Source organism: Streptomyces camponoticapitis (assembly GCF_014646115.1).
GTDB classification, from domain to species: domain Bacteria; phylum Actinomycetota; class Actinomycetes; order Streptomycetales; family Streptomycetaceae; genus Streptomyces; species Streptomyces camponoticapitis.
This window is the reverse complement of record NZ_BMMV01000006.1, coordinates 317996-334370: the sequence shown is the minus strand read 5'-3', so window position 1 is coordinate 334370 and position 16375 is coordinate 317996. Positions and strand designations below refer to the sequence as shown.

The window sequence follows — 16375 nt, the reverse complement described above, 5'->3', positions numbered from 1 at the left end:
GTCGAGCCATGTGCCGGGTTTCGCCCGACTGGCCCGCACAGTGAGAGCTGGTCGGAGCCCCTGGGGAGGAGATAGTCGGTTCGACCGATATGCCCGACCGGCGAAGAAAGAGGAGCGCGCATGGGTGGCAGCGAGCCCGACGCGTCCGGACCGGACCGCCCCGGACGAGACCGCTCCGGACCCGACGGCTCCGACGGCTCCGACGTGGGCCGTTCCGATGTCGCCGACACCTCCGGGAAGGCTCCGCACGGCCGGACCCGGGCGGCCCGCAAGCCGCCCACCCCGGACAAGTGGTGGACGCTGACCGCCGTCTGCCTCGGCACGTTCATGCTGCTGCTGGACATCACCATCGTGAACGTGGCACTGCCCGACATCCAGCGGTCCCTGCACGCCAGCTTCTCCGACCTCCAGTGGGTCGTCGACGCCTACTCCCTCACGCTGGCCGCGCTGCTGCTCACCGCGGGCAGCCTCGCCGACATGTACGGCCGCAGGAAGCTCTATCTGGTCGGACTGTCGATCTTCAGTCTCGCCTCGCTGCTCTGCGGTCTCTCCGACGGTTCACTGATGCTGCAACTCTCCCGGGGCCTTCAGGGAATCGGCGGCTCCATCATGTTCTCGGTCTCACTCGCTCTGCTCGCGGACGCCTTCCGGGGCAAGGACCGCGGTGTCGCCTTCGGGATCTGGGGCACGATCACCGGACTGGCGGTGGCCATCGGACCGCTGCTCGGCGGCGCGCTCACCACGGGTCTGTCCTGGGAGTGGATCTTCTACGTCAACCTGCCCATCGGCGTGATCGCCGTCGCGATCACCGTGGTCAAGGTCGCCGAGTCCCGCCAGCCCGGGGCCCGCCACCCCGACTGGGCGGGCTTCGTGCTCTTCACCGCCGCGCTGTCGAGCCTGGTGTACGCGCTCATCAAGTCCAGTCACGACTCGTTCTCCGACTCCGTCGTCATCGGGTGTCTGACCGCGGCGGTCGTTTTGATGGCCGTCTTCGTGGCGGTCGAGCTGCGCACCACGCAGGCGATGTTCGACCTCTCGCTCTTCCGGAAGCCGACCTTCACCGGCGGCCTGGTGGCGGCCTTCGGTCTCAGCGCGTCGATCCTGTCGATGCTGCTCTACCTCGTGCTCTATCTCCAGGACGTACTCGGATTCAGCGCGCTGGGCGCGGGCGTACGGCTGCTGCTGATCTCCGCCGGCATCCTCGTGGTGTCCACGGTGTCGGGACGGCTCTCCTCAAGGATGCCGGTGCGGTATCTGATCGGCCCCGGGCTGCTGCTGACCGGCGGCGGGCTGCTGTGGATGCGCGGTCTGGACGCCTCCAGCGAGTGGACCCATCTGATCCCCGGCATGATCATGTCCGGCGCCGGAGTCGGCCTGGTCAATCCACCGCTGGCGTCGACCGCCGTGGGTGTCGTCCAGCCCGCACACGCCGGTATGGCCTCGGGCATCAACTCGACGTTCCGCCAGATCGGCATCGCCACCGGCATCGCGCTGCTCGGCACCCTGTTCTCCAGCAAGATCAAGTCCTATGTGGCCGACCACATCGGCGCCATCCCCGGCCTCAGCGACCTCGCCCCGCGGATCTCCACCGCTGTCGAATCGGGAACGGTCTCCCAGATCCTCGCCTCCCTCCCGGCCGAGGTCCGCGCCCCGGTCAGACAGCTCACCGCGGCGGCCTTCACCTCGGGCCTCAACGAGATCCTCCTCGTCGGTGGGATCATCGCCATCGCCGCGGGCGTGATCTCCTTCGCGACGATCCGCACCAAGGACTTCGCCCAGCAGCCTTCGGACGGCGCCTAGGGTTCCGCGATGAGTTTCTCGGGCCCGGGGAGTCCCACCACTGTTGTCACCATGAGCAGGAGGAACACGTGGTTCAGCTGTTGAGAGTCCAGAACTTCAACGTCTCGAGTGACGGAATCGCCGCCGGCGAGGATCAGACCCTCGAAAGACCGTTCGGCCATGTCGAGCCCGAGAGGCTGTTCGCCTGGGCCGGCGCCACGGCGAGCTGGCCGATGCGGACGGACCCCGGGGGGAGCCGGGGCCTCGACGACTACCTCACGCGGGACTACGCCCGCAACATCGGCGCCGAGATCATGGGCCGTAACAAGTTCGGGCCCCAGCGCGGGCCGTGGCAGGACCACGAGTGGCTCGGCTGGTGGGGTGACGAACCCCCGTTCCGTACGCCGGTGTTCGTGATGACCAACCACCGGCGTCCGTCGTTCACTCTCTCCGACACCACCTTCCACTTCGTCGACGGCGACCCGGCCACGGTTCTCGCGCAGGCGCGGGAAGCGGCTCAGGGCAAGGACGTCCGGCTCGGCGGCGGGGCCACCACCATCCGGGAGTTCCTCGACGCGGATCTTGTCGACACCCTGCATGTGACGGTCTCGCCCTTGAAGCTCGGTTCGGGCGTACGGCTCTGGGAGTCACCGGACGAACTTCTCGACCGCTTCCACCTGGACGTCGTGCCCAGCCCGAGCGGGGTGACGCACCACCTGTTCTGGCGGCGGTGACCTGAGGCGGAGACCTCGTCGGTCCGCCGTCCGGACGATGCCCGGCTCCTCAGGGCCGAACTCGGCATGTCCTTCCTGCGGCCCGCCCGAAAGGGTGAACCGGCCGCTGAATACGGCGTGTTCCGTTGCCGCAGGCAGCAGGGTGCGATGGCGGGCCGACCAGCGCACGGCCCGCCGCACAGGGCACGGGGGAGGCGGGGGAGTGGGACGAGGGAAGGGGCCGCGGCGGGTCTCGTTGCGGGACCGGGCGAGTTACCGGTTCGACCGCACGCTGGCCCGCAGTACGGGCACGCTGATGGGCTGGCTGGTGATCACCTGCCTGGCCGTCGTCGTACCGGTGAGCGTGCTGCTGGTGTGGACGGATCCCGGCTCGCCGCGGTCGCTGTCGGGCCGGCTGACGGCGGCGTGGCGGACCAGCGCGGAGACGCTTCGCCTGGGTGCGATGACCGGGACGCCGCTGCGCATGATGCTGTCCGCCCTCCTCGGGCTGGTCGCCCTGCTGTGCGTGTCGACCCTGGTCGGGGTGATCACCAACAGCCTGGCCGAGCGGATGGCCGAGCTGAGCCGTGGGCGGTCGACGGTACTGGAACAGGGGCATGTCGTCGTACTCGGCTGGTCGGACCAGATCGGCACGGTGGTGGGCGAGTTGGTCGCCGCCCAGGCGGCGCACCGGCCACGGGCCGTCGTCGTGCTCGCGGAGCGGGACAAGACCGAGATGGAGCGGGCGCTGGGGGGCCGGATCGGTCCGACCGGACGTACGCGCCTCATCTGCCGCAGTGGCCCCGCGAGCGACCCGGCCGTACTCGCGCTGGTCAGCCCGGGTACGGCGAGCACCGTGCTGGTGCTGCCCGCCGGGGAGCCGGGGGCGGACGCCGAGGTCCTGCGGACCCTGCTCGCGCTGCGGGCGGTCATCGGCGAGGGGACGGCCGGGCCGCCGGTGCTGGCGGCCGTACGGGACGACCGGTACCACGCGGCGGCGCGGATGGCGGCCGGATCGCGCGGCACGGTCCTGGAGACCGACACCGTCACGGCGCGGCTGATCGCGCAGTGCGTCGGCCGCCCCGGACTCTCCCTCGTCCTGCGCGACCTGCTCGACTTCGCCGGAGACGAGTTCCACCTCGCCGACGCGACCGCCTTCCACGGCCGCCCTTTCGGCGCCACGCTGCTGGGCCACGCCGACTCCTGTGTGGTCGGGCTGCTCACCCCTCGGGGCCGTACGCTGCTCAATCCGCCGACCGACACCGTCGTCGCGCCGGGGAGCCGGCTGATCGTCCTCACCCGCGACGACGGCACGGCGCGGCCGGCGGACTGCCGGCACCTTGTCGACGCGTCGGCGAAGGCCACGGACCGCCTCCCGGGGGAGGGCGCCGCGCGCCTGCTGATGCTCGGCTGGAACCGGCGTGCGCCGCTGGTGGTGGGGCAGTTACGGCGTACGGCCCGGCCCGGTTCCGTTCTGGACGTGGTGACGGACAGGGCCGTGCCCGGACCACGCGAGGCGGAGGCGGAGCCGGGCGCGTCCGCCGAGGACCGATTGGCCGTACGGCTCCGGTCCGCGCCCCTGTCCCGTCCCGAGACCCTGCTCGGGCCGGACCTCGCCCCGTACGACGGGTTGATCGTCCTCGGCCCCGATCCGGGCGACGGCCCGGACCGCCCCGACGACTGGACACTGGTCACCCTGCTCGCCCTGCGGCTGGCGCAAGAACGCACGGGAGGGAGGGAGTTACGGGTGGTCAGCGAGCTGACCGACGACCGCAACCGGCCCCTGGCACCCGTCAACCCCGGCTCGGACGTCATCGTCAGCGGTGAACTGACCGGACTGCTCATGGCACAGATCGCGCAGAACCGGCATCTGGCGAGTGTGTTCGACGAGCTGTTCTCGGCCGACGGCAGCTCGATCTGTCTGCGGCCCGCCGGGAGTTATGTCCGGCCGGGCGGCGAGGCGACGTTCGCCACTGTCGTGGCCGCCGCGCGCGACCGGGGTGAATGCGCCATCGGCTACCGCCGGGCCGACCGCCGCACGGCGGCACCCGACCACGGGGTCCGGCTGAACCCCCACAAGGGGGAGCGGCGCGAGTGGAGCGCGGAGGACCAGGTGGTCGTGATCACGACGGAAGCGGCCGAGGCGCGGGAGACGGCGGGAGCGGCCGAATCGGCCCACCACGCAGGTGCCCCCCGGCCGGACGACGGCGATTCACCGCACTGATGCCAGCCGGCGTACCTCGGGCGCGACCTCTCGCGCGAAAGCGGTCACCTGCTGGAGGGACTGTTCCTCGGGCCAGAAGACGAAAGCGGTGAACGGCTGTTCGCGCCCCAGGCGTGCCAGCAGCTGCGTCCACTGTCCTGCGGTGCCCCGTACGGGGTCGGCGCCGCGGTCGGCGCGCACGTTTCCCGGCTTTCCGGTGATCGTGCCGACCAGTTGCGCGATCCGGCGGACCGACCGGGGGTCCCGGCCGGCGGCCAGGGCCGCCTCGTCGATGAGCCGGTTGGCCTCGGCCCACTTCTCGTACGGCAGATAGGCGGCGATCGGCGCGGCCCACCCGTCGGCCGTCCGCCCGGCGAGCGCCAGAGCCCTCGGTCCCTGGGAGCCGGTCCAGATCTCGATCGGGTGCGCGGGAGAGGGGCCCGGGCGTACTCCCGAGACCGAGTAGTACTCGCCCTCCAGATGGACCGGGGTTGTCCCGTCGGCCCACAGGGCGCGCAGCACGGTGATCGCCTCCGCAAGCGCGGCGTTGGCTTCGCGTGGGGTGCGCCTGTCCACCCCGAGGCGGGTGATGGCGTCCCAGTAGCCTCCCGCGCCGAGAGCCAGCTCGAACCGTCCGCCCGACACGAGGTCGAGCGCCGCGGCGGTCTTGGCCAGCAGCGCGGGTGGCCTCAGCGGAAGATTCGCCACGTCCGGGAACACGCTGATCCTCCGCGTGGCGGCCAGAAGGTCGCCGGCCAGCACGAAGGTGTCCAGATAGTCGGGTACATACGGGTGGTCCTGGATGCCGATCAGATCCAGGCCGTTCTCGTCCGCCGCCAGGGCGAGAGCGCGGTTGCCCGCCACATCGGTGGTCGGCGCCAACGAGACACCGAACGTCAGATCATCGCGCACAACACTCCATTACCCCACAATTGGTGACTATCGGTCAGATTATCAGAAACTAGGTGGGTGGTTCGGGTCGTGAAGCGGCACCGCGCTCTGGCGCCGTCCCGTGAACTAGTAAAGAAAATATACAGTCACGATGCATTACTGTATTGAGTGAGGCCGGTCTCCGCTTGGCCGACGGTCCGACGCAGGAATCAAGGAGTTCGAAGATGTCCGTCATCGAGATGACCACGTTCACCGTTGCCCCGGAGAACACGCGGGCGATGCTGGACGCGCGTCCCGGCATGGTGGAGGCGTTCCGGGCAGACCGGCGCGGGTTCGTCTCCGCCCGTCTGGTGCGCGTGGCCGAAGACACCTGGCTCGATGTCGTGGAGTGGACCGACGACTCCGCGTGGGACGAGTCGATCGCCAAGGGGGCGAACCTGCCGGCGATCGCGGCGTTCTTCGGCACGATCGGCAAGCTGGTCGGGGCCGAGCGCGGTGTGCGCTACGACGACTCCGAGGACGGCCGCCGCCCGGTCCGCACCATCGCCTACGGCCCCGCGCCGTCGCAGGTCGGTGAGCTGTATCTGCCCGACGGCGACGGTCCGTTCCCGGTCGTCGTCCTTGTCCACGGGGGTTACTGGGCCGCGATGTGGGACCGCCGTCAGATCACCGGGGTCGCGGACGACCTGGTGGGCCGGGGGTACGCCGTCTGGAACGTCGAATACCGTCGCGTCGGGGAGCCCGGCGGCGGGTGGCCCGGGACCTTCCTCGACGTCGCGGCCGCTGTGGACGCCCTCGACGGGATGGATCCCGCACTCGACACGAGCCGCACCCTCGTCCTCGGCCACTCGTCGGGCGCCCACCTGGCCACGTGGACGGCGCACCGCGGCGTACTGCCTCCCGAAGCACCGGGCGCCGGTCCCAGGATCACCCCGGTCGGCGTCGTCTCCCTCGCCGGCGTACTCGACCTCAAGGCCGCCGACGCCACGAGCTTCGGCGTCTCCCTCGGCGACCCGGACGCCGAGCACCCGAAGGACGCACCCGGGCTCAGCAACCCCGAAGCCAGGGCGGCGGTCGCCGACGCCGTCGGCGAAGGGATCGTGAACCTCCTGCTCGGCGGGCACTCCGCCGAACGGCCCGAGCGCTACGACTGGGCGTCCCCCGTCGAACTGCCCGGCGCCGGCGTACCCGTCCTGGCCGTCCACGGCAGCGCGGACGAGTCCGTGCCCGGCGAGTGGAGCCGCCGCTACGCGGAGAAGACCGACGCCGAGGGCGGGAGTGCCCGTTACGTCGAGGTCGAGGGCGGCACCCACTTCGACACGATGAACCCGGCCCACCCCAGGTGGCGGACGGTCACGGAGTGGATCCAGGAGAAGCTGGCCGACCGCGACCGCGACCGCGACCGCGGCTGAGGCCACGGGCATCGCGAGCCACGAATGGGAACGAACCTCACCGAGGAATCCGACACCGGAAAGGTGGCACGTCATGGCTACTCACCCGACCATGATGCGGGCGGCCTACTACGAGAGACAAGGGCCGGCCCACGAGGTCCTGCGGGTCGGGGAGATGCCCGTTCCCGAGCCGGCGCCGGACGAGGTCAGGGTGCGCGTCGCCGTCTCGGGCATCCACGTGGGTGATGTCGGCAAGCGGCAGGGCTACTGGGGGTCCACCATGGCGTACCCCCGCGTCGTTCCTCACGGTGACGGAGCGGGGGTCATCGATGCCGTGGGCGCGGACGTGGACACGGCCAGAGTGGGTCAGCGGGTGTGGGTCTATCTCGCCCAGTCGTACCGTCCGTTCGGCACGGCGGCGGAGTACACGGTCGTCCCCGGCCATCACGCGGTCGAACTGCCCGAAGGGGCCGGGTTCGATCAGGGCGCTCTGCTGGGAATCGCGGGCATCACCGGGCACCGCGCTGTCTTCGCCGGTGGTCCGGTCGACGGATTGACGGTGATCGTCACGGCGCCGCTCGGCGGAGTGGGCCGGGCCGCGACGGCTGTCGCGAGGCGCGGCGGCGCCACCGTGATCGCGACGGTGCGGCACGCCGAGCAGGTCGACGCGGCGTTGAGCGCCGGAGCGCACCACGTGGTCGGGCTGTACGACGGAGATGTGGTCGAGCAGATCAAGGAGATCGCCCCGGAAGGGGTCGACCGGATCGCGGAGACGGATCTGGCCGGCAACATCGAGGCGGACCTAGAGGTGCTCAAGTACAACGGCGCGATCGCCACCTACGCGACGGGCGACGCCAACGCGCCGCTTCCCTACTGGACCCTCGCCACCAAGAACATCGCCGTCCACTTCCTGAGCAACGACGACTTCCCCGAGCCCGCCAACGAATCGGCCGCAGCCGACCTGACGGCGGCCGTGGCGGCGGGGGACCTGCGGTACCCGATCGCCGCACGGTTCCCGCTCGACCGGATCGCCGACGCGCAGGACGCCGCGGAGGCTACGGGCGCGAAAGGACGAGTCGTCATCGACCTGTAGGTCTCGGGCGTCCCCGCCCCGGGCGCCTTCTCGGCCCGGGGCGTCCTCAGCGGGCCTCAGCGGGCCGTGTTCCGCTGAAGGTCCGTCACCACCGCCGCGACCAGGGCGGCGGTGACAAGCCCGGTGAACAGGACGGGGTCGTCCGCGAAGGTGCACCCGAGGAGACCGAGCAGGGCGAGCAGCCACACCACATCAAGGGTCCTGGAGGGCTTCGAGGCACGGCGCAGCAGAGCGAGCGCCGTGATGTAGAGGGCGACCGGGATGGTGTAGGCGGCCGCCACGGCGGTCCGGCTGATCTCGACATGACCGGTGGCCTCGGCGATGTTCACGGTGAGCCCGGCGCCCACCGCCGCCGCGGAGGAGAACACGACGTAGTGGCCGTATCCCCAGCGCAGCGAGGCCGCCAGCGAGGTGAGCTGGCTGGGCGAGTCGAAAGCGAAGTACAGCCACCACATGGCGAAGACGGTCACGAGGCCGCCGATCGACAACGACGCGACGTCGGCGAAGGAGACGTCCGTGTCGAGGGCGGCTCGCATCGCGGCGGCGGCCGCGGCCACGGTCTCACCGAGAACGATGAGGGTGAACAGGCCGAAGCGCTCCGCGATGTGCTGAGGATGCCAGGTGGTCCGCGCCGGCCGCTCCGCCCACGGGGGGATCGTGAGTTCGCCCACCGCCAGGACGGCGAAGGCCACCGGCAGATCGGGAATGATGCCGTACGCGACGATGACCCAGCCGACTTGAACGATGAGGATACCCACCGCGTAACGCAGACTGGATTTCCGCCGTTCGCGGTCGGAGTAGGCGGCGCGCAGCCATTGGGCCACCATGGCAAGCCGCATGACCACATACCCCACGGCGACCAGGACGAAGTCGGAATCCTCGAGCGCCCGCGCCGCACCGGCGGCCACGATGAGCGCGCCACCGATCTGAACCAGCGTCAGCAGCCGGTAGAAGACGTCGTCGGTGTCGTACGCGGAGGCGAACCAGGTGAAATTCATCCACGCCCACCAGATCGCGAAGAACACCATCGCGTAACCGAGCACTCCGTGGCCGATACGCCCGGCCACGACCTCGTGCTCGAACGCGGCAGCGGCCTGGGCCACCGCGATGACGAAACACAGGTCGAAGAGAAGCTCCAACTCGGTCGAACTGCGGACCTGTTCCTCGGTACTGCGCGCCCTCATCGGCCGGTACCAGGTCCAGCCGGTATCGACCGCGGTCGGGTCACTCATGGTGTTCACTCCTGCCCGGTCCCGAACTGGCCGCTCCAACGTGTACCACCGTGAATGGCCGACGGGCGGGCAATGCGGCCTGCGGCGGAAAAGGATCCGGAAAACACGGCGTACAGGGTCGGGATCCGGCGCCCACGAGACCGACGAACAGAAGGTCAGGCGTGCTTCAGCGGTGCGAAGGCCCTCATTCGAGCGAGGAATCCACGGATTCTGACGCGTCGTCGCCCGCGTTCCTCAGATCGCGCCGCTGCTGCTCGACCACGTCCATGAAAACCCGTTTGAATTCGGCGTAGACATCCTCGCCGAGACGCCGCGCGTGGCGAACCTGCATTTCCGCCATGATCTGATCCGCCGCTGCCATCTGGGCGCGACCGCGTTCGGTCGGGCAGACGAGTTTGGCCCGCCGGTCGGCGGGATCGCTCTGCCGCTCGACGTAGCCCAGCGCGGTCAGTTCGTCGACCAGTGTGCCGATCACCTGCTTGTGCGTTCCGGATATCCGGGCCAGTTCGGTGGCCCGGATGCCGTCAGGCTGAAGGTAGGCGAGAACGGCGCCCTGACGGGGCTTGATGTCGTCGAAGCCGAGTGCACGAAGACGCAGGAAGAGTTCGCCCTGGGCCGCGAACAGGAGTCGTCCGGCCAGCACGCCGAGGTCCGGCTCGGCCGTATTGCGCACTGCTCGACTCACCGATCTTTTCCTCCGTCACGCCCCCGCGGGACGCATCCCTTTCTGATCAGGATCAGGTGATTCTACCGCCTGGTAGGCACGCCATGGGTGGTAGGCCCGCACGTCATCCACCGAGGAGCAGCGACCGATCCCCACGGTTAAACTCGGACAAATATGATGATAATGTGCGCGCTGGATCAACGGTCGAGCACGCACAGCGTCGGCAGCCCGGCGCGGAGAGGCACTGTCATGGCCCGAGGCGAACCGAACGGCGCACCCGACCGCGACCTGTGGGAACGCGAGCTGGCCGTCCTCGCCGCCGAGGCCGGCGGCCCGGTCCTGACGCCCGGCGAGGAGGGTTACGAGGAGGAGGTGGCGGTCTTCAACCTGGCCGTCACACACCACCCCGCGGTGGTCGTCGGTGCGACGAGCCCTGAAGACGTGGCTCTGGCCGTACGCGGCGCCGGGAGGCTCGGGCTGAACATCGCGGTGCTCAACACGGGCCACGGCCCCGTCCTGCCCGCGACCGAAGACACGCTGATGATCACCACGTCGCGGATGTCGGACATCACGATCGACCCCGACGCGCAGACCGCGCGCGTCCAGGCCGGAGCCCGTTTCGGGCAGCTTGTCACCGACGCCGCCGCGCACGGCCTCGCTCCGCTCCCCGGCTCCTCGCCGGGCGTCGGAGTCGTGGGCTACACGCTCGCCGGCGGGAGCAGCATCACGATGGGCCGCAAGTACGGATGGGCCTCGGACCATGTCACCCGCATCGAGGCCGTCACGGCGGACGGCGAACTTCGCCACGCCTCGGCGACATCGGAGAGCGAGCTGTTCTCGGCCCTGCTCGGGGGCAAGAGCAACTTCGGCGTCGTCACCGCGATGGAGTTCGGCCTCTTTCCCGTGACGCACCTCTACGCGGGCGCCCTCTTCTTCTCCGGTTCGGACGCCGGTGCGGTCCTTGAGGCTTACCGGCGCTTCACCTCGACGGCTCCCGATGACATGACGTCGGGAATCGCGTTCCTCAACTTTCCGCCGCTGCCTGACCTTCCCGAATTCATGCGGGGCAGACTGGCGCTGGCGGTCCAGCTCTCCTACGTCGGCCAGGAGGCGGAGGGCGAGCGCCTGATCGCGCCCCTGCGTCAGGCGGCCACGCCTTTGCTGGACACCGTTTCCACCATCCCTTACGCCGAGTTCGGGTCCATCGGCATGGATCCCACCGACCCCATCGCCGCCGTGGAGCACTTCGGGCTCCTCGACGAGATGACCCCCGAGACCGTCCGCGTGATCATCGACACCGTCGGCGCCGACTCGGGAAGCCGGATCAACCTGGTCAACATCCGGCAGCTGGAAGGCGCGTACAGCCGCCCGCCGGCGACGCCCCACGCGGTGGGCGGACGCGACGCCGCGTTCTCCGTACTCACCATCGCCGTGGTCCCCCCGGGCCAGGAGGTGTCCTCGTACGCGAATTCGGGCCGGGAACTGTTCGACATCCTCAGGCCCTGGCTGAGCCCGCGAAAACACCCCGGCTTTCTCGCACCGGCCGACGCCACGGTCCAGCGGACCCGGGAGGCCTACGACCCGGCGGTGTACGAACGGCTCCAGGCGGCCAAGGCGCTCTACGACCCCGAGAACAGGTTCCGTGTGAACCACAACATCCCTCCGCGACAGGCGTAGGAAGCCAACGGGCCGGCCGGCACACCCGCCCGGCCCGAACCCGGCTCGACGCCTTTACCGCGCAGCTCGATGGCGTGAACGCAGGTGCGATCCAACAGGCCATATCAGCCTTGGATGTACTGTCTGATGTCGGCGGTCAGGGCCGCATCTGCGGACAGGGGGCGGGTCGTGGCGGTGCTGGTGGTGCAGCATGTACCGGGAGAGGGGCCGTACGCGATCGGCGCCGCGCTCGACGCGGCCGGGCTGCGGACGCGGTTGTGCCGGGTGTGGGCGGGGGATCCGCTGCCCGAAAGCCTCGTCGGGGTCGAGGCGTTGGTCGTGATGGGCGGACCGATGGCCGCCCACGGGCCCGACGGCTTCCCCACCCGCTCCGCCGAACTCGCGCTGCTGCGCGCGGCTTTGGCCGCCGAGGTGCCCGTGCTGGGAGTGTGTCTGGGCGCGCAGCTGCTGGCCGTGGCGGCGGGCGCCTGCGCCCGTGCCGGCTCGGGATTCCAGGTGGGATGGAGCGAGGTCCGTACGCGACGTGCCGCCGCCACGGATCCGCTGTTCGCCGGAGTGCCCGAGGGGCTGGGGGTACTCCACTGGCACGGCGACACCATGGACCTGCCCGACGGGGCGGTCCTCCTCGCCTCGTGCGACCGCTACCCCGTGCAGGCGTTCCGGGTCGGCGCCGCCGCGTGGGGACTGCAGTTCCATCTGGAGGCGGACGAGGAGACCGTGGACGCCTTCGTGGCGGCGTTCCCGTCGGAAGCCGCCACGGATCCCGGCCTGCGGGAGGCCACGCCGGCCGCCCTGGCCGCGCTGGCTCCGCACCGGGACGGCGTCCTCGCCCGGTTCGCCGCGCTGGTCGTGGCGCGGGCCGGACACACCGCGAGCCGCGCTTTCTTCACCCCGTGGGCGGACCGCTGGGAGGAGCGCTTCGCCGCCGACACCCCGGTGTACGCGTCCGCCGTCTCCCGCATGGGACTGCGCCCCGGACAGACCGCGCTGGACCTGGGCTGTGGCACCGGACGCGTCCTGCCCGCGCTGCGCGCGGAGGTCGGGGACCGGGGCACGGTCCTCGGCGTGGACGTCACCCGCGCCATGCTCGCGGCGGCGGTCCGCGAAGGACGCGGCGGCTTCGCGCATCTGCTGATCGCCGACTGCCTGGGCCTTCCTCTGCCTTCGGAGACGGTCGACGGGATCTTCTCCGCCGGGCTCCTCAACCACGTCCCCGACCCGCCCGCCGCACTGCGCGAATGGGCCCGCGTCGTCAGACCGGGCGGCACCCTCCTCCTCTTCCACCCCTCGGGCCGGGCCGAACGCGCCGCCCGCCACGGCCGTCCCCTGAGCCCTGGCGACCCCTTGGCCGAGGCGAACCTGCGGCCGATGCTGGACGCCGCTGGCTGGCGTACGGACTGCTACGACGACGCCCGCTCGTACTTCCTGACCCGCGCCGTCCGAACCGGCTGACGGCATCGGTCCCCGTCCCGACGCTCCTGCGGCGTCCGGGACAGCCCTTAGGCTGGCCACTTGAACGAGAGGGGACGGATCGCGTATGACCACACGTGAGCCCGAGACGTCGAGTGGCGATTCCTCGTTGCCTCTGCCCGAATTCGACGCCCCGCCCGCCGATCCGCCGATCCTCCTCAAGGAGTGGCTGGACAGCGCGGCCCGGCAGGCGGGAGACCCTCCAGCAGCTCACCCTCGCCGGCCCCGTCGAGACCCTCACCGCCGAGGAGTCGGACCGTCTCTTCGCCGCCCGCCCCTCCGCGAGTTCTGGTACGGCAGACTCGACCGTCCGCACCGGCGCCTGCGCTACGACCGTACGGACACCCTGGCGGCCTGGCCCTGGCGGCGACTTCAACCCTGACCGCACCACACACCACGAAGAACGCCGCTCACCGCGAGCGGCGTCCAGCACGATGGGGGACAGATGACCGAGGAGACGACCCGCGCCGAGCGCCTGCTGCACGCCCAGGCCAAGGCGGCCGAGCTCTTCGCCGAGATCGAGTCGCGCGGGCTTGTCGCACCCGGCGTCGGCGAGCAGGCGGTCAGCGACCGGATCCGCGATCTGGCCAACGAACTGTTCGGCCCGACCCGTCACTGGCACAAGCGCATCGTCCGCTCCGGACCCAACACCCTCCACCCGTACCGGGAGAACCCGCCGGACCGGCCCATCGGCCAGGACGACATCGCCTTCGCCGACTTCGGCCCGATCTTCGACGAGTGGGAGGCCGACTTCGGGCGTACGTTCGTCCTCGGCGACGACCCCGTCAAGCACCGGCTCCGTGACGACCTGCCCGAGGTCTTCGCCGCCGGACGCCGCGCCTTCGACGCCGACCCGGACATCACCGGCGCCGTCCTCTACGCCGAGATCAGCCGGCTGGCCGGCGAACGGGGCTGGGAGCTGGGTGGCTGGCACGCCGGGCATCCGGTGGGGGAGTTCCCGCACGAGAAGATCGACGGCGCCGACATCGAGTCGTACATCGCACCCGGCAACGGAACCCGGCTGCGCCGGCCCGACCGCGCCGGACGCGTCTGCCACTGGATCCTTGAGATCCACCTCGTGGACCGCGAGCGCGGCTTCGGCGGGTTCTACGAAGAACTCCTCGACCTGGGCTGAAAGCCCGACCGCGGCGACGGACCGGCCCCGCTCGCGTGGCCCCTTGCTAACGCCGTGCGCGGGGGCGCCGTCGGCGGACGGTCAGGACGGCCCTGACGGAGCCGGTCAGGCGATCCAGTGGCGTGGCGCGCTCGGCCGTGCCTCCGGAACCTCTCGCGGGACGGTGGAGCCGGCCCCGGGTGACCAGCTCGACGGTGACGGCCACCGCCACCGCCTGGATCGCCATCAGCGCGATCAGGACGAAGAGCTGAACGGCCCCGGCCGACAGCGGGTCCGCGCCGCCCAGGAGCATGCCGACGAAGGCGCCGGGAAGGGTGACCAGCCCGACGGTACGCGTCTGGTCGAGGCCCGGGAGGAGCGCGTCGGAGGCCGCCGGGCGAGCGACCTCCATACGGGCTTCCCGCTCCAGGAGACCGAGGGCCATGCCCGCCTCCACCTCCCCGTGACGCAGCTCCAGTTCGTCCAGCGCCCGGCGGCCGGCCAGGACCGTGGCGGTCAGGGCGCCGCCGATGAGGATGCCGGTGATCGGGATCAGGACGATGCCCCTGACCGGTACCAGCCCGGTGAGCAGAAGGGCACCCACCACCGGCGCCACTCCGGCGGCGATGGGCGCGGCCGTCTTCCACCAGGTGTCGTCGGTGGTGATGCGGCGTCCGGCCGTACGTACGGCGACGGCGAACATCAGCAGGATGAAGGCCGCCGTCGCCGGCGCGCGGTGGATCACCCAGGTGATGAGCGCGGAGACGACGGCCAGTTGAACGGCGGCGCGCAGACCCGCCGTCAGGATCTGGCGCGAGCGTCCCGTGCCGGAGTCCGGTGCCAGCCGGAAGAGGGCGGCGGCCCCGGCCGCGACAACGAGAAGTACCGCGAGCAGTACGCCCAGTGTGAGGTTGACGGGCAGGAGAGACGTGCCACTCGCCAGCAAGCCTTCTGTCCCTTCGAGCGTTCTTGTCCGGCCTCATGGAGAGGCCGAGGTCAACCCTTGAGGGTCGACCTCGCCTCAATACACTGACGCGAGGTGTTGACGCGTCTCACTCCCGGTCCGCCCCGGACAGCGCCTCGCTGACCATACGGGTGGCGAAGTCGGGATCCTCGGTGATGCGGTTGATCTGCTCCGCGAGCAGGAAAGCGGTGGCTTCCAGGGGAGTCATCTCCGCCTTGGTCCAGTCGCCGTACTGCTTGCGCCACAGGTTGGGGCTCAGGCCCGTGCCCGCGGCGATGACCAGGCCGGCCATGGTGGGCACGGCCTCGGGGCTCACACTCTGGGGCATCCTGCGCATCGTGGCCACGAGGTTGGGCACCACGTACTCGATGACGTCCTTGTCGTGCTCCTCGTGGGCCTTCCGCAGCCACGTCATGAACAGATAGATGAGCGTGCACGCGCCGTCCAGGACGTCGTTGGCCCCCTTCGGGCCGAGCGAGGCGGCGAACTGCTTGATCAGCTCCCGCTGTTCGGGGTCCGTCTCGGTCTTGCCGCTGTGGATGGTCCTGAGCCTGGAATCGACCATCAGGAGTGCCGTGCCCACATCGCCGGCGGGAGCGTTCTGGGGGCCGTAGGGCGATGACACAGGATTCCTCCTCGGACGGCCGCGACGGGTGGCGGCGGGGTGTGTTCGTACAGTAGACGGCCGATGAGAGGGGTTTGGCCGTTTTTTCCCTTTTCGGCGAGGGTGTGATTGGCGCCGCGTGCCCTCCGGACCGGCGGGCCTTAGAATCGAACGTGTGAGCGACCCGGAACGTATCGAGATGCTGCGCTTCCTCGAACGCGTTCAGCTCCAGCAACTCGCCCAGATCCGGCGCTGGATCGAGCGCGCAGAAGAACGTGCCGGGGAGCGGGAGGAACGCGCCGACGAGGCCGCCGCCGGGACCGCTCCCGAGGCGGGCTCCCCGTCGCCGGAGTGGACGCTCGACGGCGGGAAGCGCGCCTTCCGTGCCGTCCACCAGGACCCCAGATGCTTCGCCGTACGCAGCACCCTGGGCGCGGTGGCCCAGGCGATCAGCCGGGAGCAGGCGATCGACGCCCTCACCCGCGGCGGCCTGACGGCGTGCGAGGTCTGCCGGCCGGACACCGCCCTCGGTCTGCCGTGAGGTCTTCGACGCGCGGCCGAAGCCGGCCGCGGCGTCTCG

The 16375-nt window shown here is 70.6% G+C and carries 14 protein-coding genes; 9 read left to right on the top strand and 5 right to left on the bottom strand.

Annotated features, from left to right (window positions below):
• The first annotated feature begins 120 nt into the window (after window positions 1-120).
• The 3 genes from IEY79_RS12215 to IEY79_RS12205 all read left to right on the top strand — a co-directional run bounded on the left by IEY79_RS12215 (window position 121) and on the right by IEY79_RS12205 (window position 4716).
• The gene (locus IEY79_RS12215) at window positions 121-1800 is read left to right on the top strand and encodes an MFS transporter (RefSeq protein WP_229700822.1); all 1680 of its coding nucleotides are present in this window, start codon (window positions 121-123) and stop codon (window positions 1798-1800) included.
• Between the two features lie 68 nt (window positions 1801-1868).
• Complete coding sequence (locus tag IEY79_RS12210; RefSeq protein ID WP_189107426.1) at window positions 1869-2513, top strand: dihydrofolate reductase family protein; 645 nt, start codon at window positions 1869-1871, stop codon at window positions 2511-2513.
• Window positions 2514-2715: 202 nt separating this feature from the next.
• Entirely contained in the window at window positions 2716-4716 is a 2001-nt protein-coding gene (locus IEY79_RS12205; protein ID WP_373292522.1) for a CASTOR/POLLUX-related putative ion channel, read from the top strand.
• Here IEY79_RS12205 and IEY79_RS12200 read toward each other — a convergent pair.
• Complete coding sequence (locus tag IEY79_RS12200) at window positions 4705-5607, bottom strand: LLM class flavin-dependent oxidoreductase (protein ID WP_189107425.1); 903 nt, start codon at window positions 5605-5607, stop codon at window positions 4705-4707. The two genes, IEY79_RS12205 and IEY79_RS12200, sit on opposite strands and share 12 nt — an antisense overlap.
• A 203-nt stretch (window positions 5608-5810) precedes the next feature.
• Here IEY79_RS12200 and IEY79_RS12195 point away from each other — a divergent pair, with 203 nt between their 5' ends.
• Both IEY79_RS12195 and IEY79_RS12190 read left to right on the top strand, forming a co-directional pair.
• Entirely contained in the window at window positions 5811-6998 is a 1188-nt protein-coding gene (locus tag IEY79_RS12195) for an alpha/beta hydrolase family protein (protein WP_189107424.1), read from the top strand.
• 73 nt (window positions 6999-7071) lie between these two features.
• Window positions 7072-8070 (top strand): NADPH:quinone reductase, encoded by a 999-nt coding sequence (locus IEY79_RS12190; protein WP_229700821.1) that lies wholly within the window; start codon window positions 7072-7074, stop codon window positions 8068-8070.
• Window positions 8071-8126: 56 nt separating this feature from the next.
• Here the strand turns inward: IEY79_RS12190 and IEY79_RS12185 are convergent, their stop codons facing one another.
• Both IEY79_RS12185 and IEY79_RS12180 read right to left on the bottom strand, forming a co-directional pair.
• Complete coding sequence (locus IEY79_RS12185; RefSeq protein WP_229700820.1) at window positions 8127-9302, bottom strand: low temperature requirement protein A; 1176 nt, start codon at window positions 9300-9302, stop codon at window positions 8127-8129.
• Window positions 9303-9486: 184 nt separating this feature from the next.
• Complete coding sequence (locus IEY79_RS12180; RefSeq protein ID WP_229700819.1) at window positions 9487-9987, bottom strand: MarR family winged helix-turn-helix transcriptional regulator; 501 nt, start codon at window positions 9985-9987, stop codon at window positions 9487-9489.
• 228 nt (window positions 9988-10215) lie between these two features.
• On the opposite strand from IEY79_RS12180, the gene IEY79_RS12175 reads away from it, so the two are divergent.
• From IEY79_RS12175 to IEY79_RS12160, 3 genes are all read left to right on the top strand, one after another.
• The gene (locus tag IEY79_RS12175) at window positions 10216-11643 is read left to right on the top strand and encodes an FAD-binding oxidoreductase (protein WP_189107423.1); all 1428 of its coding nucleotides are present in this window, start codon (window positions 10216-10218) and stop codon (window positions 11641-11643) included.
• Window positions 11644-11811: 168 nt separating this feature from the next.
• On the top strand, window positions 11812-13095 hold the full coding sequence (locus IEY79_RS12170; RefSeq protein WP_229700818.1) for a methyltransferase domain-containing protein: 1284 nt from the start codon (window positions 11812-11814) through the stop codon (window positions 13093-13095).
• Between the two features lie 463 nt (window positions 13096-13558).
• Window positions 13559-14248: a M24 family metallopeptidase gene (locus tag IEY79_RS12160; RefSeq protein WP_189107422.1), complete on the top strand. Its 690-nt coding sequence runs from the start codon at window positions 13559-13561 to the stop codon at window positions 14246-14248.
• A gap of 46 nt (window positions 14249-14294) precedes the next feature.
• Here IEY79_RS12160 and IEY79_RS12155 read toward each other — a convergent pair whose 3' ends face one another.
• Window positions 14295-15173 (bottom strand): ABC transporter permease, encoded by an 879-nt coding sequence (locus IEY79_RS12155; protein ID WP_189107421.1) that lies wholly within the window; start codon window positions 15171-15173, stop codon window positions 14295-14297.
• 106 nt (window positions 15174-15279) lie between these two features.
• A complete protein-coding gene (locus tag IEY79_RS12150) occupies window positions 15280-15816 on the bottom strand; it encodes a hypothetical protein (RefSeq protein ID WP_189107420.1) in 537 nt (178 codons plus the stop codon).
• 154 nt (window positions 15817-15970) lie between these two features.
• Here IEY79_RS12150 and IEY79_RS12145 point away from each other — a divergent pair, with 154 nt between their 5' ends.
• Entirely contained in the window at window positions 15971-16336 is a 366-nt protein-coding gene (locus tag IEY79_RS12145) for a DUF6233 domain-containing protein (RefSeq protein ID WP_189107419.1), read from the top strand.
• Window positions 16337-16375 lie beyond the last annotated feature (39 nt).

Excerpts from the sequence above, each read along its gene's own strand:
- IEY79_RS12215 (WP_229700822.1), top strand. The coding sequence starts at position 121 with ATGGGTGGCAGCGAGCCCGACGCGTCCGGACCGGACCGCCCCGGACGA.
- IEY79_RS12195 (WP_189107424.1), top strand. The coding sequence starts at position 5,811 with ATGTCCGTCATCGAGATGACCACGTTCACCGTTGCCCCGGAGAACACG.
- IEY79_RS12190 (WP_229700821.1), top strand. The coding sequence starts at position 7,072 with ATGGCTACTCACCCGACCATGATGCGGGCGGCCTACTACGAGAGACAA.
- IEY79_RS12185 (WP_229700820.1), bottom strand. The coding sequence starts at position 9,302 with ATGAGTGACCCGACCGCGGTCGATACCGGCTGGACCTGGTACCGGCCG.
- IEY79_RS12175 (WP_189107423.1), top strand. The coding sequence starts at position 10,216 with ATGGCCCGAGGCGAACCGAACGGCGCACCCGACCGCGACCTGTGGGAA.
- IEY79_RS12160 (WP_189107422.1), top strand. The coding sequence starts at position 13,559 with ATGACCGAGGAGACGACCCGCGCCGAGCGCCTGCTGCACGCCCAGGCC.